At 34.9% G+C, this 23211-nt stretch carries 17 protein-coding genes; 3 read left to right on the forward strand and 14 right to left on the reverse strand.

The window, feature by feature from the left end:
* Position 1: 1 nt before the first annotated feature.
* The 7 genes from HGP29_RS09975 to HGP29_RS10005 all read right to left on the reverse strand — a co-directional run bounded on the left by HGP29_RS09975 (position 2) and on the right by HGP29_RS10005 (position 12161).
* Complete coding sequence (locus HGP29_RS09975) at positions 2–4999, reverse strand: pullulanase X25 domain-containing protein (RefSeq protein ID WP_168882253.1); 4998 nt, start codon at positions 4997–4999, stop codon at positions 2–4.
* Between the two features lie 2 nt (positions 5000–5001).
* The gene (locus HGP29_RS09980) at positions 5002–6861 is read right to left on the reverse strand and encodes a tail fiber domain-containing protein (protein WP_168882254.1); all 1860 of its coding nucleotides are present in this window, start codon (positions 6859–6861) and stop codon (positions 5002–5004) included.
* Positions 6862–7044: 183 nt separating this feature from the next.
* A complete protein-coding gene (locus tag HGP29_RS09985; protein WP_168882255.1) occupies positions 7045–7554 on the reverse strand; it encodes a GNAT family N-acetyltransferase in 510 nt (169 codons plus the stop codon).
* A gap of 4 nt (positions 7555–7558) precedes the next feature.
* On the reverse strand, positions 7559–8575 hold the full coding sequence (locus HGP29_RS09990; RefSeq protein WP_168882256.1) for a macro domain-containing protein: 1017 nt from the start codon (positions 8573–8575) through the stop codon (positions 7559–7561).
* Positions 8572–9903: a caspase family protein gene (locus HGP29_RS09995; protein ID WP_211093257.1), complete on the reverse strand. Its 1332-nt coding sequence runs from the start codon at positions 9901–9903 to the stop codon at positions 8572–8574. Before HGP29_RS09995 ends, HGP29_RS09990 begins: the two co-directional genes overlap by 4 nt.
* 300 nt (positions 9904–10203) lie before the next feature.
* Positions 10204–11187 carry a helix-turn-helix domain-containing protein gene (locus HGP29_RS10000; protein ID WP_168882258.1) on the reverse strand — a complete coding sequence of 328 codons (984 nt, stop codon included), beginning with the start codon at positions 11185–11187 and terminating at the stop codon, positions 10204–10206.
* The gene (locus HGP29_RS10005) at positions 11184–12161 is read right to left on the reverse strand and encodes a helix-turn-helix domain-containing protein (protein WP_168882259.1); all 978 of its coding nucleotides are present in this window, start codon (positions 12159–12161) and stop codon (positions 11184–11186) included. The genes HGP29_RS10000 and HGP29_RS10005 overlap by 4 nt, the downstream gene beginning before the upstream one ends.
* 334 nt (positions 12162–12495) lie before the next feature.
* On the opposite strand from HGP29_RS10005, the gene wecB reads away from it, so the two are divergent.
* The 3 genes from wecB to HGP29_RS10020 all read left to right on the forward strand — a co-directional run bounded on the left by wecB (position 12496) and on the right by HGP29_RS10020 (position 16795).
* Positions 12496–13578: a non-hydrolyzing UDP-N-acetylglucosamine 2-epimerase gene (gene wecB, locus HGP29_RS10010; RefSeq protein WP_168882260.1), complete on the forward strand. Its 1083-nt coding sequence runs from the start codon at positions 12496–12498 to the stop codon at positions 13576–13578.
* 160 nt (positions 13579–13738) lie between these two features.
* Positions 13739–14617 carry a DUF302 domain-containing protein gene (locus HGP29_RS10015; RefSeq protein WP_168882261.1) on the forward strand — a complete coding sequence of 293 codons (879 nt, stop codon included), beginning with the start codon at positions 13739–13741 and terminating at the stop codon, positions 14615–14617.
* A 135-nt stretch (positions 14618–14752) separates the two neighbouring features.
* Positions 14753–16795: a M48 family metalloprotease gene (locus HGP29_RS10020; protein ID WP_168882262.1), complete on the forward strand. Its 2043-nt coding sequence runs from the start codon at positions 14753–14755 to the stop codon at positions 16793–16795.
* Between the two features lie 64 nt (positions 16796–16859).
* Here the strand turns inward: HGP29_RS10020 and HGP29_RS10025 are convergent, their stop codons facing one another.
* The 7 genes from HGP29_RS10025 to HGP29_RS10055 form a co-directional block, all read right to left on the reverse strand.
* Positions 16860–17339 (reverse strand): hypothetical protein, encoded by a 480-nt coding sequence (locus tag HGP29_RS10025; protein WP_168882263.1) that lies wholly within the window; start codon positions 17337–17339, stop codon positions 16860–16862.
* Between the two features lie 19 nt (positions 17340–17358).
* On the reverse strand, positions 17359–17703 hold the full coding sequence (locus HGP29_RS10030) for a DUF2147 domain-containing protein (RefSeq protein ID WP_168882264.1): 345 nt from the start codon (positions 17701–17703) through the stop codon (positions 17359–17361).
* A gap of 202 nt (positions 17704–17905) precedes the next feature.
* Entirely contained in the window at positions 17906–18556 is a 651-nt protein-coding gene (locus tag HGP29_RS10035; protein ID WP_168882265.1) for a bifunctional 4-hydroxy-2-oxoglutarate aldolase/2-dehydro-3-deoxy-phosphogluconate aldolase, read from the reverse strand.
* Complete coding sequence (locus HGP29_RS10040; RefSeq protein WP_168882266.1) at positions 18546–19499, reverse strand: 2-dehydro-3-deoxygalactonokinase; 954 nt, start codon at positions 19497–19499, stop codon at positions 18546–18548. Before HGP29_RS10040 ends, HGP29_RS10035 begins: the two co-directional genes overlap by 11 nt.
* Before the next feature lie 4 nt (positions 19500–19503).
* Complete coding sequence (locus HGP29_RS10045) at positions 19504–20949, reverse strand: aldehyde dehydrogenase family protein (RefSeq protein WP_168882267.1); 1446 nt, start codon at positions 20947–20949, stop codon at positions 19504–19506.
* Positions 20921–22081, reverse strand: a complete 1161-nt coding sequence (locus HGP29_RS10050; RefSeq protein WP_168882268.1) for a mandelate racemase/muconate lactonizing enzyme family protein — start codon at positions 22079–22081, stop codon at positions 20921–20923. Before HGP29_RS10050 ends, HGP29_RS10045 begins: the two co-directional genes overlap by 29 nt.
* A gap of 37 nt (positions 22082–22118) precedes the next feature.
* Positions 22119–23177: an L-rhamnose/proton symporter RhaT gene (locus HGP29_RS10055; RefSeq protein WP_168882269.1), complete on the reverse strand. Its 1059-nt coding sequence runs from the start codon at positions 23175–23177 to the stop codon at positions 22119–22121.
* Positions 23178–23211 lie beyond the last annotated feature (34 nt).

Genomic DNA, 23211 nt, shown 5'->3' on the forward strand with positions numbered 1-23211 from the left:
GTTACTTTTTGATAATCTTTCTTGTGATATACTGATCGTTCACATGAAGTCTCATAATGTATAGTCCTGCTGGGTATTTACCCATATCCAATTTCATCGATCCTTTTATTTCAATCTGATCGATCTTCACACCTGCTGCATTAGAAATGATTAGGTCTGTGATTTCTACCGAATTTGGAACTTCAACTAAAGTAAATTGATTGACCAAGTTCGGGTAAACTTTCACTTGGTTCAATAAATCGTCTTCTAATGAATTTGGACCTTCTGGATCTTCAGTGTCAGTAATATCAGAGATAATTTCCTCTGTAGGCAGTGTTACTTCTACCGCTACAGATTTTCCCTCTTCGTCGTTGGCTAAGATGATAATATCTAAATCACTGATGGCATCTTGAACTCTTGTACCACTAGGTAATTTTGAAGGATCTATAGTGAATGTTAATGTTTCAGGGTCAAAGATCACCCAATCTGGAAGTGGGTCACCATTGGCTAACATCACCTGGTAAGTTACCTCACCTTCTAAATCTTCGAATGCTTCTACTGCTACTTCGATCACTACAGTACCAGAATCTGTCTCTACTGCTTCAATAGCATCATCAGCCACTTGTTGTACTTCTTCGAAGTTAAATATTACATCAATAACGGTATTCCCATCTTGTAAGTGGTGTGATCTGTTATCACTATTGTCTTGAGCAACAAAAGCCTCCGCAACACCATTAACGAATAACTGATAGTAGATGATACTTTCCGGAAGAGAAATAGATGTTGTAAATACATTCGATGTATCATTTTTCGATAATGTGATCTCCTCGTCCCAATTATCAAAACTACCTTTCATGGTTAATACATCATTGTTAGGATCGAAATCACCAAATGTAATGGCAGACTGCATATTCACTAACCATACTGCATCAAATCGTTGTTCTGGCAACTCATCATTGAACCACAATGAAATGGTTTGCTGACTTTCTTCTTTGACGAAAGAACGGTTAATATCTTCTGTAGTTACATCCCAACCATCACCATCAGGATATTGATAGATCAATTGGTAGCTGTATTCTTCATTATCTGTAAATTTCTGGAAGAAGAAGCTATACAATCCATTATCATCCTGGGTTAATGGGTATGATGAGAATAACTCACCGTCAAAAATTCTAACTCTTACTTCATTGCCTTCAACGGTAGGATCAAAGTTACCCAACTCTACTTGACGACTCATATTCACTTTGAATATTACTGCAGTATTATCCGCATTTTCATCGTCGAAGTAGAAAGCAGAGTTGATTGTTTCACCTGGAGAGGTAGTGACTGATCTTGTAATTCCACCTCCTGGGTATTCATGTAGTAGATCATCCCAAGATGCATTAATTCGTGTTTTGAAATTATATGTCGCCACCTCGTGGTTATCTATAGAAAGTTCATAAGTATAAACTCCATCGTTATTACTGTCTAACATTTCGTAAACAGCATCGCCTCCCCAGCCATTGAAATCTCCGGCTAGATCTACCTTATCAACATCTGGATTAAACCTTCCTTGATCAATTAAGGCATTCATATCTACTTCAAAAGTTAAACCGGTATAATAGTCTATATTATTGAAGCTGTGATAGATTTCAAACGGTGAACTCACAGTAACATTGGTCTTGGCCGTTTCCTCTACAATTGTTTGGGTTGGGTCAACATAGAATAATTTGAATGAAATATCCTCTCCTGCTGCATATACTTGTGATGGTGTACTGTATACAAAGCCATCGTCATGTGTCAGCGTGTAACTTTTTAAGACATCATTACCTTCAAATACTTGTAAGAATAGCATTGTTGTATCCGTAAATGTTCCTTCGATACGTTCCTTAGCCATATCAACATAGATCATAGTTTCAGGGTGGTCTACGTCTTCATAACCGTATACAACATCTATCGTATTTGCTCCCTTATTTAGTGTAATTGCTCTATTAACACCATCATGTTCTACAAAATCCCAAGAGTTATTTAACCTCAACTTATACTCAAAAGTTAATGACGGGATACTATCTACAAAAAGTGTATAAATAGAATCTGCCTCTGGATCACTTAATAATTGGTCATCGTAGTCAATACCCCAATTGGCCAATTCGCTCACAAAACCTAGATCATCTGTTGATGGATCAAATTGGTCATTTCGTAACATCCAACGCATATCTACATTAATCGCCAATGAAGTAACCAATGTTTCATTATTGAAGCTGAATGAGAATACATTTGCAGTATCTGACACATTGAATACATGCAATACGTCTTCACTAATAACAATCTCATCATTTTCTTTTTCTGCAACTACTGCTTGAACATAATATGTCTCATTTACAGCCTTTAATTTAGAAGTCGCTGTAAATGTCACTTCATCATCTTTCGGATCCAGAAGATATACATGCTGTAGTTCTTGATTGCCATTATAAACCATTAAACCAAGATGCTGCGTAGAAAAGTCTATACTATCCTGATGAATAAGTTTTTCAAAGTCCACTTCAAAAGTAGCTAATGGATGTTCGATTAACTCATCATTGTATGTAAATTCAATCACATTGTTTTTACCTGGGGTAACCATCGCCTCTCTAGTGTTATCATCTCCCATTTTCTCAAAGTCACCAGACGCCCAAGACTCATTCTTTCTGGCCTTAAATTCTAGATCTTTACCACCTCTGAAATATAACATACCAGTATAGATACCGTCTGCATCATCATCTGATAAGACTAAGCTACCTTCATCTCCCCATAAGTTGAAATCACCAACGATATCCACCTCATCAATTGATGCATTAAATCGGTTCTGTTCAATTTCAGAATTCATATCTACTGCAAATGTTACAGTCGTTTCAAATGCTGAATCATTAAATAGATCATTGATTACATTGGCTTGACTTGATACTGTATCCATTCTATAGTCCAACTCTTCAAATACCATACGGCTACTATCGCCAATCTCAGTGATGCGGTATTTGTAAAGGAACTGTTCGTTTAACTCTTTGAAATAATAACTTCCTGTAAAGATATTGTCATCACTTTCTGCTAATCTAAACTGATGCGTTAACATTACCTCTCCGCTATCTGAAGGGTTATAAATCATTACGTCCACATTTCGAGGAGAGAACATATTCCCATCTTCTACTTGCTTTGTTAGATCTACATTAAACGTTGTAAGAGGATTCGTTATCACTTCGTCGTTATAAGCAAAACGAATTGTAGCTGTATCATTTTGTATGGAAATTTTACGGTTAGGACCTTCTCCTAACTCATGTTCTCCTTGCTCCCATGACTGATTAATTCTAGCTTTAAATTCATGTTCTCCAAATGGGAAACCAGCAGCAGTATATACATAGATAGAATCATCTTCATAATCTAAAAGTGTCCACACTGAATCTACACCCCAATTATTAAAAGTACCTGCAATATCAACTTCATCTTCATTAGGATTAAATTCACCTTTCATCATAGGTGCTCTCATGTCCACATAAAAAGTAAATGTATTGATATCATAGTTAAACCAACGGCGTTCGAAGTTATCTTCAGCAGTAACGATGTGATATGAGTTAAAGCCTTCAATAAAACGTTCATGTGACGTATCAATATTTTTGATGTAATTGAAGCGATGCATATATTCCTCTCCTTCATCAAAAACTTGAGATTGTGCCATATACACGCCTTCTTCTTCGGTTGGGTGCATGATGTACTCATTCAGAATTAAATCATTTCTAAAGATTTGAAGTGTAGGTACATCAGCTTCAGGATCAAAGTTTCCATCCTGAATTTGTTTTCTCATATCACTGTAGAAATATGTGATAGGATACGCTCCATTTTCATCATTATAGGCAATACTTATCGCTAATGAATCTTCTTCGCCCATTGTGTAGAACCTACTAGTATCACCTCTAAACTCATGTGATCCCAGCTCCCAACTTCCATTGATTCTAGCTTTCATAAAGAAAGTACTATCACCAAAGAATGACTTTTCTAAAGTGTAGATACCATCCATATCATCGTCTGACAATTCATCTCCTTGCCAGTCGTTGAAATCCCCAGCGATATCTACAAAATCTTCGTCAGGGTTAAATCGTCCATTCTCAATCTCAACATTCATATCAAGACTTAAGAAAAGCGTTTTTAAGGATAATTCAGTGAAATCGAAAGTATCATCAAACTGATTGGCTTGAGGGAAAGCTCTTTCTCTAAGGTAAAATTCTTGAGTGCTTCCCGCTTTATAGTAATACCAAACATCATCATCCGCTGTGAGTTGATACGAAGTCGCAGTGTATTGACTATCTCCTAGATCAGTCATATGATATTGTACCCTCCCTTCCATCGTTTCTAAGATTACTAAAGGAGTAGCACCATCTTCCAATAAACCTAACTCAACAAGTAAAGTTCCGTCTAGATTGAACGTTAATGCCGGATTGGTTAAATCTTCGTTATCATAATAAATATAGACTGCATTGTCTCCTTCTTCCAAGCTAACAAAACGGTTGTTTCTCTGGCCTAACTCTGAGGTATCCCAAGATTGATTAATTCTAATTTTGTATTCATAATACGTATCAGGTAGTCCCATAAATGCTACAGTGTAAGTACTGTCACCATTATCGGAAAGTAGATCTCCGCCGGCCCATTCATTCATGGAACCTGCAATATCTAACGTGTCTGAACTTGGGTCAAAAATACCTTGAGCAATTGCCCAACGCATATCAATAGTCACTTCTAAATTAATAGGTTGAGGTAGGTTCGTAGTATCTCCAGATGTAGCCATTACATCCATAAATACATCACCATTTGTATAACCATTACCTTGTGTTGCCAGATTATTTCCGCCAACAGAAGAGGTATTCTGATAATCACCATTAATACTTGTCTGACCACCCATTAAATTACCTGAAGGGGTGTAATTTGTGTACTGAGCGGAAAGTAGAAAAGGGATAAATAGTATGGAAAGAGAAAGAATCCACCTCTTCCATCTAATTGAATAAGTATGTTCCATGATTATTTAGATGAAGAAGTGATGATTTTTGATAATACCTCTAATTGAAGTTTCATTGCTTTTAAATCTGCTTCATTTTGGTTTGCCTTTTCAACAGATGCTTTTAGTGATTGGTTTTCTGCTTCCAAAGTTTCCACCTTCTGATTAAGCTCCTTTAATGCTTCAATAAGAACAGCCACTGTTTGTGCATAATGCACAGATTTGTAGCCTTTATCATCCGTTTCTACTAACTCAGGGAATACTTGCTCTACCTCCTGAGCAATCAAACCGATTTGAACATCTTTATCAAATCCTTTTTTAGGGAATTCGTCTGCTTTATATAAATAAGAAACTCCTTGCAATTTCATTACATTCTCCAACGAAGAAGTAAGAGGAGTAATATTTGATTTGTATCTTCTATCTGATGAAACTAAAGAGAAATCAGTATATACATCTAAAGCCAATTCAGCACCATTGGTATGTCTCAACACTAATTGTCCATAGCTGTTTGTACTATCATTGACTGTGCCCAACCAAGCTATATCACCGTAAGATTCCTTACCAATAATAAAATCGTTGTAACCAATCCCTGTAAAATATCCATTTTGGTGGTTGTTGATGGATAACGACCTATGGTTAAAAGTTGAAGAATAATTCGAATCAACATCTCTAATATGAAGATTACCTGCTTGTCTGTTTTCATCATCCATAACCACCTCAGCCATAAAGACATTCGGTTCGTCATGCTCAGGAGTCGCTTCTAATTGTAAGATAGGTAAGTTGTTATCCCAATCCTTCAAGTACATTCCAACGCCATTTCCATGTTCCGAACGATGCCAAATACCATGAGAATCGATATATGTGTGTCTATCATTACTGGTATTATTTACATGAATCATCCCTTGGTCTAAGTCCATGTAATCATCATAAACAGCTTCCATGGTTACTAAGCTTCTATACCAGCCATTGCCATCACCTGTCTCTCCATAAACTTGCAATAGACCATAGTTTGAGTTTTCCCAAGTCTTACCCATCATTTGGATATTTGGAGTGTTTTGTCCCCATAAGAACATTTCTCCCGTTGCTCTGTCTGTTCCATCAGCAATGATATTCATCGACAAACCAGCATCAGAACCTTCAAAAGAAGAAGATAAACGAAGAGATCCACCTTCACCGATTACACCACCTGTATTATCCTGTACATCAGTAATTTCCAAGTTTACAATTGGGTGATGTGGAATTTGATAACCCTCTAAGTGAAAGAATGGAAGATTTGTTGGTTCCCAAACTTTAAAGCCTGTACCAACCCAAGCACCACTTTCTGTTCCATACATGGATAATAAACCTCCAGTATTTACTGAATCTGTTCCATAAGCATATAACCATGCTTTGTTTCTACCTTGATGGTCATAAACAGCGAGTCCACCATTCCCATTGCTATCAATTTCTAATTGAGCCTTTTTTGATCCGTCATCAGAATCCAATTGGATCTTGTTGGGCATAATACTTACTGCCATCACACCATTTTCATGATTAACGTTGCCAGATCCTTCTCCTAAATCTCCTACAATTGGAGCATATAAAGTAATAGGATCCAGTGAATTACCATCAACACTTAGGTAAAGCATTGCTTCTCCTTCTTGATTGTAGATGTTGTTAGGAATAGGCTCCATACTACCTAAAACCACTGAATAGAACCCGTCAGTGACCATTACACCTGTGTGTTCTTCAGACCAGTCGGTTCCATCTAAAGAGAAGTTTAAAGTGACAGTAGTGTTTACTAGCGTGTCTGCTGCCGATAATTTACCCTGAAAAGGAATTTTTTGGGCAAAAAGACATGACGTAGCAAAAAGTAACATTAAGAGTGTAGTTAATGTTTTCATAGCGTTTACTATAATTAATGAAGTTTAAAAATTGTCAGAGGAGAAACACTTTTAGTTGATAAAGAAATCAGTTGGGCAGAATCCTCCTCTATATCATCGTAATAATTTGCTAGTAAAACTATGAAATTACATTAATCTAGAATATCCCCCTTTTGGGGTATTTTTTTGTTAATAATTGAAAATCTATCGAATAATTTTTTGGTAATCGACTACATCCAAGATTTTACCAAATTTCTCACCCACCTGTTTTAAATGTGCACATTTTTCGTATCCTAACTTTTCAAATAAGCGAATACTAGCTAAGTTATCTCCTGTTATTACTGCCATCAATACACAGATCATATCTCCTTCCAGTGCATCCATTTCAAGTTTTTTAATCACTTTAGAAGCGATTCCTCTTCCTGAGGCTTTATGGTCCAAGTAAATAGTTACTTCTGCTGTACGATTATAGGCTTCTCTACTTTTAAACGGGCCCAAATAGGCATAACCCACTACAGTAGTACCTTCTTTTACTAAATATGAGGGGTATTTTTTGCTTCCAATTGGGATAAAGGCTTCCAATTCTTCTATCAATACTTCATCCATGTGGAAAGTTGCTGTAGAATTTTTCACATAGTAATCATAGATGATTTTCACTTCTTCCAAGTGGTCTCTTGTTAAAGGTTCGTATGTTAAATTAGTTGTTGTATTCATTGTTTTAAGCTTGTAAAAAATTATTTAATTCATCATTTATTGAAGTGATCTTATTCAACGTTTCTTCCCTTCCTTTCTTGGCATCCTCAATATTTGTGATGAGTTGAAAAGGAACCATCTCTCCTCCATATTTTGCTTTTTCGATTTCATAGTGTCTTAATGCCGAGTTATAGTAATTTAATGCTTGTTCAGATACTTTCTTATCTTCTTTTAATTGCTCAATGGTATGTTTATGATTATTGATATTATGGTACAAGTCCTCTAAAAATTGTAGATCTTCCAATAGGTGTGGAATAGTAGCGACAGCAATAGTATTGTCTTGTCCCATTTCAATCTCATCGATATGTTTGAGCCCTACTTCTAATCTACTGATCAATTCTTTATCAACACTTCCTCTTTCTTTTAAAGTACTATTTACTCCTGTCAATAAATCTCTTATTTCTTTGTTTTGTTTAGTGATAGAGGCAAATTCAACAGCTCCTTCAAAAAGAGCATTCATATCTTCATTGTTAGCAACGCCCGGTAATAAGCATAAATTGATCTCGTCGATACATGTATTTTGATACAAAAATTCAGAAATCGTTTCAGTCGTTGTTTTTACCGCTTGCTCCAATTCAAACCCTGCCGTACCAGTCCCTATAGCAGGTAACGTAATAGATCTAATACGAAGAGATTTACCCAATTCTAATATACGCGCTAGGATTTCTTCCAATACATCAACATTGACAATATCACCGGTATTAAAATCTATAGTAATCGCATGGAAAATATATTTTGAGGATAACCTTCCTGCTGTCGTAACGAGAACATCTCCCAATTTTAAGTCAGTATGTTTCTGAGCATCAAATTGAATTTCTATTCCTCCTTCGTTTAAAATTCTTCGAGATACACCACCACCCATACTAACAAAATTATCGTCGGAGCTAACGGTTACATCAGATTTCACTTCAATGATATCCCCATAAATTACATTAAACTTGGAGCCTCCTATGTAGTATTCTTTATTTTGTGATTCGATCATGATAACAATGCTAATAGATTATTTTTTACTTCCCTCATTCCTTTTTTAGCATCTTCCATTCTGTGTAATACTATTGGAGGAATGTTTTCACCATGTTTCGCAGCAGCTATTTCAGCATGTTGAAGGTTCTTTCTGTAGATTTCATACAAGCTCAATTGATGTTTGATATGCTCCAATTGTTGATCATTAAAGGACGTAAAATCTTTCTGCGTGATATATTTTACTTTTTCCTCCTCCGATAGCACATCATAATTTACTATTGGTTGCTCAATGATTTTCTCTTCTTTTACCTCAGTTACTGTTTCTACTGGTTGAGGTTGTACTGCAGCAACCTTCCTTCTGTTGGATAAGTATAGTTTCAAAATCACAAACACTAATAGTAGGATAATTATGACCCCAATAGTGTATAAGTTGATATCTTTCTCTTCCTTGACTCCTCTTGTTGCGATCTCCTCATTAATGTCACTAGAAATTGAAGTTTGAGAATTGTTCATTTCTGATAAACTGACCTTACTGCCTTTACTAAAAATAAATTCACTACCAGGATCATCACTACCAAATGAACCATATAAACTCTCTGTCTGGGTTCTTTTTGTGCTGTGATGTAAATCTGATAAAGTAAATAATTCTAGGTCCTCTTGGTACAAAGCATTTAAAATTGCATTACAAAATGGAGAGTGTCCATTTACTCCATTATCTGGCACTTCTTCCAAGGCTCCTGAAGTCAAATACACTCTTGTTGTTTTATGCATTTTCTTGTTGAGAAATTTCATGGTATTTCTATCCATTTCTGCTCCTCGACTTCTACTCTTATCTCTTAAATTCTCATTAAAGCTACCTCCAAAGCAAACATCTAATACAATTGCAACATGTTTTGCTTTCAATGCTTCTAACATCCCACTTAATTTTTTGTACTGTAGGTATGTATTTCTTGTCGGATCCTTCTTTACTGTTTTAGTATCCTTAAACACTAAAAATCCATCATCAAAACTTGAAGCATCATAATCTCCATGTCCTGCGATATATATTAAAAATCGGTCTTGTTCAGATAATATGTTATTGTACCTCAATATTGCTTTCTCAACATCTTCTCTTGTTGGAGAAAGTAGCAATTTAGTTTTAAAGAAATAATCTTTTTTGAGTACTTCTTCAATACTTTTCGCATCGTTTTCTGCATTCTCTAAGTTTTGCCAATCCGGTTTTCCTTGGTAATCGTTAGTTCCAATGACCAATGCATATTGTTGGCTATTGACCAATTCTTGATGCTCCGTTTGTGCGATCGATATAAACGGTAAAAAAAAGGAAAGTATTAAAAATTTAGTTGTCAAGTTCATCGAGTTTGTGTTATGAATCTAAAGATAATAAAATTCAGTTTTTTAGTATCAACATTTCTCCTTCACTCTTGAATATGTACACATTAATCGCATTCCTATTGAATATTATCTTGTCACCTTGAATTTAGTTTGATTTTTAACATTATTTCATTGTTTAACATGAAACATAATTAAAATTAGACCCGTTAGTATAATTAGAAGTTAGATGAATGCGCTTAGTAGATAAGTGAAAAAAAATTGAGAGAGTTAAGTTCATGAGACACCTCGTTGATATTGTCAGCGAGGTGTTTTTTATTAGATAAATTGTGCTGTATATTTTTCTTGAAACTCTTTAGGTGTAAGCTTAAATTTTTTCTTGAAAGATGTCGTATAATGGCTCGCACTATTGAACCCAAAATCTAATGCAATAGCTGAAATAGGCACTTTTAATGATTTCAATATTTCTTTTGATTGATGTAACCGAACATCTTGATGATAACTCATGATCGAAACCCCAAAAACCTGTTTAAAAAGATAACGTAATCGACTCTCACTTAAACCCACTTCCTTTGATACTTCATTGATAGTAACCACTCTATCTGAGTTTTCGTAAAGGTAATTTTGTGTCTGCAACACTGCATCCATATTAAACGGGTATTTATTGGATGCTTCAATAACTTCTCTACTATTCACACAAATAAAGAAGTGTGTAAGCAATCCAAAGGTGGTCGTTTTTATCCTTTCTAAGTAATAATAATCCTTCTCTGTAGTACTAAAAACAGTGTCAAACATCCACCTTCCTTTAGGGTCCAATTCCTCAAATACTACAAAGTAATCGTCTTGTGGCATTAGATTTTGTAATTTCTTAGACTGGGAAGTAAAAGACCTAAAAAGATCCTTTGAAATTCTGAGTTCTAGAATACGTAATTGAGGTCTTTTCTTAAAATCCACTTTAAAGCTTCTCGAAGAATTGGTGACATATACTCCATACCCACTTTCACTATATTCGTACAATTCTGTTGGATCTTGTACATCTTTTTTCTGTTCAACAATTTTTTCTTCCAAAGGCATTAAGAAAGACATTCTTATATAAGGTAAGTGTCCCAAATTTGGGTGACGAAAAGGGAGATCTTGCTTTAGGTATAACTCTAACTTTAAGACATCAAGTTCTTCGAAAGCAATCGCTTCTATATATCCTTTTGCTTTATTATTATCTACAACTACTTTATTTTCTTTTTTAGTCACCTCTAAATGAGAAGCCCAACGATCTAAAGTAGTCTCTATGGCTTTATCATTCATCTTATTATTCTTTTTCGGTATTCGTTTGGTGTTTCTTTAAAACACTTTTTAAATGCAACAGAATAATGACTAGCACTTGAGAAGCCTAAATCCATAGCTATTTGTAAATTGGTCTTATGATTTTGCTTTAATAATTCTTTGGATTTTTCTAGTCTTAATTTCTGATGATAGTTACTGACAGAAGCTCCAAAAGCTTGCTTAAAAAGATACCTCAACCGACTTTCACTTAAACCTACCTCTCTTGTGATCTCCTCAATAGGGATTACCCGATCTAAGGTCTTTTTAAGAATTTCATAGGTTTCGAGTACGGGTCTAGATAATTTATTTAGTTCATCTTTCGTATTTGGTAATTCTCTAGAAGCAATACTCATGAAGAACCTATTAATAAGACCTGAACTAATAGCTTGTAAGCGTTCTTTGTGAAATAACTCCGTTTCATCACACCTAAATATTTCATCAACATACCAAGTCATTAATAAATTTAGATCCTCAAAAACGAAAAACGATTTACTGAGATCTAACAATGCTCTGGTTGTTTCGTATTGCTGACTAAATTCTAAAAACCTCGTTTTCTTGATGCGAATGATGATAATCTTATTATCAACTCCTTTATTGTATGACCACTCCATCTGACCAGAGAAGTTCGTACATATAACCCCAAAAGAGCCATTGCTAATGTCCGAGTATTCATCATTCTGAAGGTAAGTACTAACCATTTTGGTAACTCCCGGATAGGTGAATTTTATCCCAACATATTGATTTTCAAAATCGATTTCTCGATAAAAACTTAGATCTTCTTTTAGATTAAAATCAAAGATTAGGATTTCATAGCCCTCTTTTTCAAAGACAAATTTTTTAATACTACCTTTTCCCTTTGCATTATCAAAGACAAGGCAATTATCCTTCACCTTACCTTGAAATCCTTCATTCCATAATTCTAATACATTTTTATGATGGTTACTTGTATAGCTCATAGGTTATAAAATTCACTATAAATAATTTACAAAATTCTATTCTAGTCACCTTCATATCATTTCGAGAAACACTTAATAATCATATTTCCTCCAAAATATTTGCAGTCGGATTATGAAATTGAAAAGTAACATTATGCAAGGATTCGTCATTAGGGTACCGTTAAACAGATATATCAAAGAAGAAAAACAGGTGGTTATCTCAATGATAGTCAATTCAATATATTATAATTTAACTCCATCCAATTTCATTTAACTTCAAAAACATAAAAGCCAACCTATTTCATGCGTTGGCTTTTTATTTTCTGAAAAATGGAATTCGAAATGCTTTTTATCTATGAAAAAGATTTTTTTATTGATTGGTACTCGACCGAATTTTATTAAAGTCACTCGCTTTAAAACACTAGCAAAAACCTATAATATGGATGTCAAAATAATCCATACAGGACAACATTATGATGTCAATATGTCCAAAGTATTTTTCGATCAATTTAACTTAGAGATCGATTATTACCTTGGGATAGGTCAACTCACTCCTGCCGCACAAGTCGCACAAATTATATTAAAATTAGAGGAGCTTTTTGAAAGGAAAGGTCAGCCAGATATTCTTATTGTACCTGGTGATGTTAACTCAACAATGGCTGGAGCAATTGCAGCGAAGAAATTAGGTATCAAGTTAGGTCACTTGGAGAGTGGTTTAAGATCAGACGATCATAATATGCCCGAGGAACACAATAGAATTATCACAGATAATATTTCTGATATCTGCTTTGTCACAGAAGATTCCGGTATCAGAAACCTTAAAAAAGATGGAGTAGATGCGGCATTACACTATGTTGGTAATACGATGATCGATACCCTTGTTCATTATGAAAAAGACATCGATGCTTCTACTATTCTAAGTGAGCTTGGAGTAAAGAAAGATGAGTTTTACTTGTGTACTTTCCACAGACCGTCTAACGTAGATTTTGGCAGAAATATCAATAAGCTCTACCAGCTTCTAAATATGCTCACTGAAAAACGAAAAGTTGTTCTTCCTTTACACCCACGTACTATGAACAACCTTAAAAAATCTGGATTATTGGATAAGTTTAAAGCTATTCCTCACCTGATTATCACTCATCCTCTAGGTTACTTCGAGTTCCAATCGCTAATAAAAAATGCAAAAGCAGTATTAACTGACAGTGGTGGAGTACAAGAAGAAACAACCTTTAGAAAGGTTCCATGTTTAACGGTAAGAGAAAATACAGAAAGACCTGTAACGATTACAGAAGGGACAAATACATTAGTCAATTTCGATATGGAAGAGATTTCAGGTTACCTGAAACAGATCGAGGAAGGTACTTATAAAAGTGGTCAGATTCCAAAGTTATGGGATGGCAAAGCCACCGAAAGAATTCTAGAAATATTAGCACAATAATAAATCATATCAAAGCCCTTAGGAATTAGTTCTAAGGGCTTTTTTATTGATAATGGGAAATAATGTTTTTTGAAGTACTCTTATTATTCTGTAAATTAACTACATGATAGATTGACATTTATCTAAAAAATAACCCAGAATTTAGCTAAGAAAAATTATAATGAGACTTAAAGATTCAATCAATATATTTCTTATTCTTTTCCTGATTTCTTGTTCTTCTGATTCTCCTATCCATAACCATATGGCCGCTCAGGTTCAGGATAAATTAGACCAGCACCTTAAAGTTTTAAATACACTGATACCGGATAAAAATAAACTTATCGAACTGGATCATTCTCGTATGGCTATCGATGAAAATGTATATACGCCACCATCTATCGTAACCATTTTTTCCCGACCAAAAGTCAATGCGAGAATCTTACAAAAAAGCCAAGTTGCAGGAATAGATTTACCCTTTAAAATTCTATTGTATTCAGAACCTGATACCCAAAAAGTAAGTTTAGCTTATACGTCTGCAGAGTTTATTCAGCAACGACATCAACTAACTAGTGAAGATGTAAAAGGGTATAAATTAGTGATGGATAAAATCGTGAGTAAATTTCCTCCTAACATGGTGAAAACAGTAGACCTGTCTAAAGTTGACAAAGGGTTTGGGTTAAGAATCATAAAATCTGAGAAAGATTTCCTTACTTCAATTAAAGACCTTAAAGCAGCTATTGGAAAAGAAGGTGACACTCGTTTTTTTGCTGATATTAATTATCAAGCCGAATCAAAGAAAGTAGGAATAGAAATTCCTCCGACTTATCTGATTCTTTTTGGAGGTCCCGCACCTGGAGGAAAGGCAATGCATACAACTCCTCGTCTTGGTCTCGATGCTTTTTGCCAGAAATTATTGGTTTATGAAACCAAAGAAGGAGAGGTATTTATAGCTTTTAATGACATCGTAGACTTCTCAGAATTGTATTATGATACATGGACCATTCCTCAAAGGTTCATTAATTTTCGACTTGGTAAAACACTTGGAGGGGCTGTGGAATAAGTTGTTATTCCCATCACAAGGAAAATTTGCAGCAGAAAGGAAAGTCACTTAGTTTATTTTTTTTAAATTAGTTGATGAATTTTTTAAACATCCATACATGTTTATACTACTTTTTAAAGCAACTATTTAAGAACAATGACTAAAGATCAAATTGAACTCTCGCCTTCTTTTAAAAACAAAACAAGAAAGGCCATCTTCTCTATTATCATTTTTGTATTGATTTATGGAGTCCTTCTTTCATTGGCTACCCTACTCACAGCGTTTTGTATTTACATTGGTGGCATGATCATCATCAATGCTCCAAGATTAATCACTATTGGACTTGGTATTGGACTAATAAGTATGGGGATTCTAATCATGATTTTCCTGCTGAAATTTATCTTCCAATCCACTAAAGAAGATAAATCCAATTTTATTGAGGTCTATCAAAAAGATGAACCTGAACTATTTTCAATGCTACAAGAAATTGTAGAGGAAGTAGATACTCATTTCCCAAAACATGTCTACCTCACCGATGAGGTGAATGCTTTCGTTTTTTATAACTCAAGTTTCTGGAGTATGTTTTTACCTATTCGTAAAAACTTAGTTATCGGTTTGGGTCTAATTAATAGTGTGAGTAAGTCTGAATTGAAAGCAATTCTGGCTCATGAGTTTGGTCATTTCTCGCAGAGAACCATGAAAGTGGGGAGCTATGTTTATAATGTAAATCAAGTAATATATAATATCCTTTACAATAATGAAGGGTATACCAATATGGCCAGTAATTGGGCAAGTATCTCTGGTTATTTCTCTGTTTTTGTGGTTATAGCCTTTAAAATCAATATGGGTGTTCAGTGGATTCTCCAACAATGTTTCGAATGGGTAAATAAGAGCTATATGGGACTTTCGAGAGAAATGGAATTTCATGCCGATGAAATCAGTGCTCATGTAGCAGGAAGTACACCTTTAAAAACTTCGCTTCTGCGTATCGAATTTGCCAGTAAATCACTTAATAATGTGATTCGATTCTATCAGGAAAAATCACAAGAGAAGATCTATGGTCAGAACCTTTACAATGAGCATCGTTTTGTGATGAATTTCACTGCACAAGAGACGGAAATCTCATCACAACATGGATTACCTCAATTATCACTTCAAGAAGAAGAGAATAATATTTCTACAAAACTAAATATTAATGAACAATGGTCTTCTCATCCGAGTACTAAAGATCGTATTGACCGTTTAGATGAATTAGGTATTCACCTAGAGAATATTGATCATTCACCAGCGAATTCCATTCTTTCAAAATTGGAGGAATATCAGAAGAAAATGACGTTAACTATATATGAAGGTAATATAGAAGTTGAAGGATGTCAGCCCATTTCAATGGCTGAATTTGAGATTTCTTATAAGGAAGATTATCAAAGAAATAATTTTTCTAAGTTATACAACGGCTATTATAATCTACACAACCCTGTTGAAATCGACCTTGAGAATAAATCATCCGTTCCCACTTTATTTGGTGACCTTTTTAATGATGAAGTGGTTACCCTCACAAAAGAACAAACCGTATTAGAGTCTGATATTCATGTATTAACAGAAATAGCCTATAACAATACTGGCATAAAAAAGTTTGAGTATGATGGGGAGCAATTCACCAAAAAGAAAGCGGGGAGTTTAATTCATTCTTTAAAAGAAAAGCTAGAGAAATTAAATGAGAAGTTGAGTGCTCATGATCAAATCATCTATCAGTATTTTATTAATAAAACAGATGATGCACAACTTGAAAATCTATACGATGAACTAATTAATTTTGACAACTTTACCAATGAGCAAAATAAACTCTGGAGTACTTTTAATAGCGAACTTGAGTTTATTCAGACCGTAAACACCATTGATGATGCAAAACTTGGTTTCTTAAATATCAAGTCAGAGAAGGCATTTAAAGAGTGTATTAAAGAACTTATTGATATTGAAGAATTGGTGGCTACAATACCTCTAGATATGAAAGAAAACTTTGAGATGTATGTGAAAGAAGACCTCGTTTATTTAGGGGTTGAAACCTACAATGAAAAGGATCTGAATATCTTACTGTATGCGGTAAACTCTTTCCAATACTTATTAAATAAGTTATATATGATTAAGAAGAAACAACTTCTTCAATATCAAATCGGTTTAGAAACTGGTGTAACTGTATAACTGTTGGGCATAAAAAAAGAAGGCTTCATTACCTTCTTTTTTTATGTCTATACTAAATTATAGACTATGATTTTTTTTCACCAAAATTCCACTTTGCTGTGTCTCTTTCTAATAAAGAGAAAAATAATAACATCAATAGCAAAGGTAATTGGATAAATATACCCAATTGTGCTCCACTGATAATGGGTGCCGGATTTAGCATTAAGATAAGAATGGCCATCAGCACATAACATAGCATTACTAAATATATGGCAGGAATCCACTCTCTGTACCTAAATACTGCAACAATTTTTACCACTGTAAAAATCACAAAGTGAGAACTAAACAGACCATACATATTTGTAAAGGATAAACTCGCATCTAGAGAATATTCATCCATAGGTAAACCCGTTATACTCTCCATTCCTCCGTCAAACTTAAAAACCATAATAATGGTTCTTGCTAAATCTCTGAGAAGAAATAAGAAGAAGAAGTATAATGCTATTTTATTCCCTTTATAATTATTTTGTTTTGGCGGTATTAAAGATTCAATGTTTAACTTCATAAATGATCAGATTCGGAAGTTACTTTTTCTTCCATTCGACTGTTTTTGATAAGAAACCTACAGAGACCTTAACTTCTAAATGGTCGTCCACTACTTTTACATCAGCATTGTACCATTCGTCTTTCTTGATAGAATAGATTTCTCCTTCATAATGGTCACCTTTCTTTTTCAGATCCCTTAAGATGACAGTTCCTACCTTCCCTTTTGGATTATGCGTTGAAGAAATTTTACCCTCTAAAACGTCATCTCCTTTAATTTCTACAATAGTGTCTTCTTTTCCAGTATTCCACTTTCCTTTAATATCTTGTCCAAAAGATATAAAGCTAATCATTGAGAAAATTAAGAGTGCGATAAATTTTTTCATTTTGTCTTTATTTTAAGGTTGTCAGTGACTTGAATAGATTTCAAATATAACTACATTAACGAAACATTGTTACATATTTTATAATACGTTAAGAAAATTAAAACATTTCATTGAATTAAATAACATTTTATACTACGAATTATTCTCAGAAGATTGAAATCAGACATAAAAAAAGCCTGATTATAAAATCAGGCCGTTTTCTTTAAACTTTTATCGTATGATATATTTGGTTTTTTATAAGAGATAAATGATTTCTTAATGCTTTTTCGTCTTTTTCTTTAATCATCTCTTTAGGGAAAAGGGAGCTACCCATCCCTACTCCTGTAGCACCAGCTGCAAAGAAGTCAGAGATATTTTCCTTTGTTACACCACCCGTAGGTAATACTTTTATTGTATTTAATGGTGCCAATACGTCTTTAATGTACTGAAAACCAAACTGTGAACAAGGAAATATTTTTACAGCAGAAGCACCTGCTTCCCAAGCTGTATATATTTCTGTAGGTGTCAATGCTCCAGAAAAGACAGGGACTTCTAATGATTTACATTTTGCAATCACCTCTACATTAACGATAGGAGTAACTATAAACTGTACTCCTGCCATCAATGCCTTCTCTAGATCATCCATTGAACAAACAGTTCCGGCACCAACATTTAATGAAGGATAATCATCTCTTAATTGAGCGATCAATTGTGTTGCACCTTCAGTATTCATCGTTATTTCCAAAGAAGAATATCCTGAAGAAATATAAATAGGAACTATAAAATCTACTTCTTCTTGAGATACATTTCTTAAAATTCCTACCACAGGAGTTTCCTCAAAAGCCTCCCATGAAAATGCTTTATTATTTTGCATATCTTTCTAATATTCTTTTCTGACCGATCAGTAATGCCTTCTCTATTATTTCTTCGTCAAAGACTAAAAGTTCTTGTCTTTTTTGAGCCACTTCAGCTAAAGCCAATTGGTATAGATTATTGATCTTTCCTGAAGCAGCCATACAGATAATTCCTGTATGATCTTTTAGGTAACCTAACTCATCTCCGATCAACAAACCACTCAAATAGTAATAAGACAACTTCTTATCTACTTTTGAGATCAAATCGTTTGCTCTAATCTTAAATAAGTATTTACTATAACCTTCAGTTGCTCCTAAACGAACGCCTTGAATAAAATGTGCTTTCGCTTCATCATTCATTTCGCCCGGTTCGACAGAACTACCAATGATACTTTCTTTGCAAAAAAGCTCGAACATTTCACCTGTCATAAAAGTATTCAGATCGGTATACTTTGAATCTTTAAATGAAAGGTGTTTGCTGTGCGTTCCCGGTAAAATGAGTACCCCTTCTTTTTGAATAGGAAGAAAAGAAGCCATACCAATAGCCTGTACTTCTTCTCCTCTCATCACATCATCACCAGATTTTGCTCCGGAAACCATGAGTACCGAAAGTTTACTTGAAAGCGATAACTTCTTGCTGAAAAGGTTATCTCCTCCTTCATTAAAAGGCATTTCAGAATATCCTAATTCCTGCATACCCATTGAAGACGTGATCATACCTGATGCTACAATAACGTTATCATCATCCAAGCTAGTTACCTGTGCCAGTTGCTCTATAAGATATCGAGAAAAGAAGTTTCCTCGATCAAACTTTCGCTGTGCACAATACTCATTGTACATTTTTTTGACGCCTTGATTGGTTTGTAACTCTTCTAAAACATCTAATGTTTCTGTATCAATTAGTCTCAAGCGAAAATTAGAAGTACCCCAATCACAACTGATAAATTTCTTTGGTATACTCATCTTATTATAATTTTTTGCTGACTCTTTTCTGAACTAAGTAATCATCCAAAGCAAACTTTGAACAGTCCATACTTAAACCACTATTTTTCACTCCTAAGTGAGGTAGATAAATGTCGTATTTCACTCCGTTTTGTTGCACCTCTCCAAATTCCAATGCCATGGTTACCTCTGCCATTGTTTCTTCACTCTCTGTAAAGACATAAGAAGCTAAACCTGCAGTAACATCGTTTGATTTCTGGATCACCTCTTCCGTTGTTTTGAACTTCAGAATTACCGCTACTGGTCCAAATACTTCATGTTGTAGTACGGCAGCCTTCGGATCATCCATCACAATCACTGTTGGCTTATAGTAGAAACCTTTTCCTTCTACCTTTTCACCACCAGTTAGTAACGTTCCTCCTTGAGCTAAGCAATCTTGTACAAACTGGTGTACACCATCTCTTGCTTTTTCACTTACTAGAGGTCCCATATCTGGGTTGTTTTCTCTACCAAAACCTAATTTTTTAGATTCTGCGATCTCTACAAAACGCTTTACATATTCATCGAAGATACCCTCCTGAACAAAGAAACGGTTAGGAGCTACACAAATCTGACCCGTATTGCCATATTTCACTCCCGTACCTACTGCTAAGGCATCGTCAATATTTGCATCATCAAATACAATAAACGGTGCATTACCACCACACTCCATCGAGTATCTTTTGATAGAGGTTTTGATACTTTGCTCAATTAATTTTTGAGCTGTATACGTGGCACCAATCATCGTAATTAATCGAGGAATAGTACTCTCACATAATGGAATACCCACGTTCTGTCTGTTTCCACATAACACCGTGATTACACCCTTAGGGAAACCAACCTCATGGGCATATTCCGCTATCATTAATGCTGATAGTGGTGAAATTTCTGAAGGTTTAATAATGATAGAACAACCTGCAGCTAAAGCTGGACCTAGTTTAAATCCAAGGTTTAGTAATGGGAAATTATACGCCAAGAAAGCGACAACTACACCTAATGGTTGATGTACCATTGTATGTTGGTGAGTTCCTTCTCTATCTGGAATTTCGAAATCTTCTTTTGCCAAGATTTCTTTCCCATAAAACTCAAGTGAATTAGTGATACTCACTACATCTTCGTCTGCTCCATCAAAAGTTTTTCCCATTTCATGAGAAACTACTTCTTTCAACAAGTCTTTATTTTCTAACAGCTTTGCTCTTAAAGCCATCATTTTGTCTACTCTCTCCTGAACTGGAGTTTTTGACCATACTTTAAAGCCCTCTTCAGCTGCTCTTAAAGCACATTCTGTATCTTCTTTCTCTGCCCAAGCGATGGTTGCAACAACCTCTTCATTAGCAGGACATTTTACATCAAAAGTATTTTTCGATGAAGACTCAACAAAAGCTCCATCAATGTATAGGCCTTTATGACCATAGTGGTTCAGTACTTGCATCTTTTTCTATTGAATATTTTTCTAAAAATTCTTGATTTACATCTACGCCTAACCCTGGTTGAGTTGGTATTCTGATTTCACCATTCTCTACCTTAATGTGATGTGTGGTTACATCATCTCTAAGTGGATTTTCTGTACGGTCCAATTCAATCATTGGAGCATCTCTAAACATTCTACCTGGGTTTTGGTCTAGGTTAGACACAAAGTGAACTGCTGCACTAATTGCAATCCAAGTTCCCCACGAATGTGGCACAATGTCTTTGTGATAAGTAGAGGCTAAAGTGGCGATACGTTTTGCTTCCGTTAGTCCACCTGTAGCACAAATATCTGGCTGTGCGATATCTACACATTCATTCTCAAATAATCGCTTGAAGCCATGTCTTAAATACTCACACTCACCTCCTGCAATAGGAATCGTCGTATTTTCTCTAAGCTTTTTATATCCTTGATAGTCTTCTGGGTGTACTGGTTCTTCAAACCAGCCTATATTTAAATGCTCTAATCGCTTACTAAGCTCTAAGGCTTCTCTATAATTGTAGGCATGGTTAGAGTCGATCATTAGTTTTACATCATCTCCTAGATGTTGATTTAGAAGATTGACATAATAGACATCCTTTTCTAAGCCTAAACCTACTTTCATCTTAGCAGCTTTAAAACCTAACTCTCTGTAAAGTTTGGCTTCTTTGGCTAAATCTTCCTCTAATGTTGGAGAATCTGTGAAGTAAAATCCTGTAGCATAAGGGTGAATTACTGGGTTTTTAACACCACCCAACAACACACTAACTGGTTGATTAAGTAACTTCCCTTTTGCATCCCACATACCAACATCAATAGCACTAATGGCAGCGTTAAAAATACCACTACGACCAAAGTCCAGTGATCTTAAATACATGATCTGCCATAACTTTTCATTTTCAAGTACATTTTCACCAAGAATAAAAGGCTTAAAAAACTCAATACCTGTTTTGATCATATCAGCTGGTCCATATCCTTCACCCCAACCGTATGTTCCATCTTCTAGGATAATCTTAACCAAGCATATTTTTCTAGAAGCATAATGCCATTGTGAGAAATAGAAAGGATTTTCTAATTCCTGTGAAAGTACATATGGCTGAATATCTATTATCTTCATGATCACTAATTCTTTTATTGAAATATTAAGCGGTGTATTACAAATTAGAGTACCCTAGAATACAGATAGCAAAAATTAAAACACCTAAACCTCCAAGTAAAATCTTAAATGGCTGATCAGCGTTTTTCCATTCTCCTTCTCTATACCCCCAGAAATTGCTAATGATTAGGGATAATCCTAACATCATCGGCCAGCCAATTACAGGCCCTAATGTACCCATCAATGCCGCTCCTTGTCCGTAAACACCCAGTGCAGCAAACCAGAAAAGACCAGCGATTACTGCCCATGTATATGCTTTTGTACTGTTAGGTGTAGAGAAGTCTCCCCATGAATTATTGGTCACTAACTTGTAGACAGCGAACAATAAATTCATTGCAAATGCACCAATCAATACTACAACCCAAGCCACTAAACTTGCATCTTTAGGATCTACGTTATATTTAGTTACTGCTAATTCTGCAACGGGTGCAGTATTGGAAAACCCAATATTTAAGAAAGCTGACAGAACACCACATGCTACTGCAATAGCTACTCCTGTCTGAATTGATTTCTTTGGTTTAGTTTCTACTTTTGGTGAAGCAACTAAAACATCACCATCTTCTTCTAACTCTTCTGATTCGATTGTTGCCTGTTGTTGTACTTTATCTCTTTTAACACCAGCAACAGCCGTAATTCCTACCCCTACTAATAACAATCCTACACCTACTAAAACAAGATTAAAGTTTTCAGGTAATGATTCCATCTGAAACATTGGAATTAACGATCCCATTGAAGCGGCTAATCCCATTACAATACCATATGTAATCGAGACTCCTGTGTATTCTACACTCACTCCAAAAAGTATACCTCCAATACCCCATAAGAAACCAAAAAGCATAGCCATTAGTAACACATTACTATCTGCTTCTCCTATAATGGTAAATGTCTCTGGAACTGCAATTAAAGCCCATGTAACTGGGAATAAAACCATAGCAACAAGTGCATGTACCACCCACCAATTTTCCCATTTCAAGGGAGAGATATGCTTCATACCTAATCCAAAAGTACCTTGGAAAAAGCTGGATAACAGGATCAATGTAATTGCTAGTATGTTCATTTATTTAGGTAGATTAATTTTGAAAAAATGAAAA

Origin of the sequence: Flammeovirga agarivorans (assembly GCF_012641475.1) — a bacterium.
In the GTDB taxonomy this organism is placed as follows: domain Bacteria; phylum Bacteroidota; class Bacteroidia; order Cytophagales; family Flammeovirgaceae; genus Flammeovirga; species Flammeovirga agarivorans.

Coding starts and splice junctions, on each gene's coding strand:
- HGP29_RS09990 (WP_168882256.1), bottom strand. CDS start 8,575: ATGATCGAATCACAAAATAAAGAATACTACATAGGAGGCTCCAAGTTT.
- HGP29_RS09980 (WP_168882254.1), bottom strand. CDS start 6,861: ATGAAAACATTAACTACACTCTTAATGTTACTTTTTGCTACGTCATGT.
- HGP29_RS10035 (WP_168882265.1), bottom strand. CDS start 18,556: ATGCAAAATAATAAAGCATTTTCATGGGAGGCTTTTGAGGAAACTCCT.
- HGP29_RS10025 (WP_168882263.1), bottom strand. CDS start 17,339: ATGAAGTTAAACATTGAATCTTTAATACCGCCAAAACAAAATAATTAT.
- HGP29_RS10045 (WP_168882267.1), bottom strand. CDS start 20,949: ATGCAAGTACTGAACCACTATGGTCATAAAGGCCTATACATTGATGGA.
- HGP29_RS09985 (WP_168882255.1), bottom strand. CDS start 7,554: ATGAATACAACAACTAATTTAACATACGAACCTTTAACAAGAGACCAC.
- HGP29_RS09975 (WP_168882253.1), bottom strand. CDS start 4,999: ATGGAACATACTTATTCAATTAGATGGAAGAGGTGGATTCTTTCTCTT.
- wecB (WP_168882260.1), top strand. CDS start 12,496: ATGAAAAAGATTTTTTTATTGATTGGTACTCGACCGAATTTTATTAAA.
- HGP29_RS10030 (WP_168882264.1), bottom strand. CDS start 17,703: ATGAAAAAATTTATCGCACTCTTAATTTTCTCAATGATTAGCTTTATA.
- HGP29_RS10005 (WP_168882259.1), bottom strand. CDS start 12,161: ATGAGCTATACAAGTAACCATCATAAAAATGTATTAGAATTATGGAAT.
- HGP29_RS10015 (WP_168882261.1), top strand. CDS start 13,739: ATGAGACTTAAAGATTCAATCAATATATTTCTTATTCTTTTCCTGATT.
- HGP29_RS10020 (WP_168882262.1), top strand. CDS start 14,753: ATGACTAAAGATCAAATTGAACTCTCGCCTTCTTTTAAAAACAAAACA.
- HGP29_RS10040 (WP_168882266.1), bottom strand. CDS start 19,499: ATGAGTATACCAAAGAAATTTATCAGTTGTGATTGGGGTACTTCTAAT.
- HGP29_RS10055 (WP_168882269.1), bottom strand. CDS start 23,177: ATGAACATACTAGCAATTACATTGATCCTGTTATCCAGCTTTTTCCAA.
- HGP29_RS10000 (WP_168882258.1), bottom strand. CDS start 11,187: ATGAATGATAAAGCCATAGAGACTACTTTAGATCGTTGGGCTTCTCAT.
- HGP29_RS10050 (WP_168882268.1), bottom strand. CDS start 22,081: ATGAAGATAATAGATATTCAGCCATATGTACTTTCACAGGAATTAGAA.